The sequence below is a fragment of the Paracoccus nototheniae genome, from assembly GCF_004335005.1.
Taxonomy (GTDB): domain Bacteria; phylum Pseudomonadota; class Alphaproteobacteria; order Rhodobacterales; family Rhodobacteraceae; genus Paracoccus; species Paracoccus nototheniae.
Window position 1 is genome coordinate 1 of the sequence record NZ_RQRT01000225.1, and the last position, 255, is coordinate 255.

The 255-nt window shown below is 65.1% G+C and carries 1 protein-coding gene; it reads left to right on the top strand.

Features of this window, described 5'->3' with window-relative positions; all coding sequences use genetic code 11:
* Nucleotides 1-255: transposase (locus EG885_RS22550; protein ID WP_207392413.1), on the top strand; the 255-nt coding region annotated here is incomplete at both ends.

The window sequence follows — 255 nt, forward strand, 5'->3', positions numbered from 1 at the left end:
ATCGCTGCCCGGCGGGACAGGCGCTGACGCATCGCACCACGACCGAACAGCAGGGCCTCCAGATGCGGCGCTATTGGACGAACGCCTGCAAGGCCTGCGCCCTCAAAAGCCGTTGCACCACGGGGCACGAGCGACGGGTTTCGCGTTGGGAGCACGAACATCTGGTCGAAGCCTCAAATGCCCGACGCCGTAGCCCCGCCGCTCCTATGAGTGTGCGTCGCTCAACGGTCGAGCACCCGTTCGGCACAATCAAGT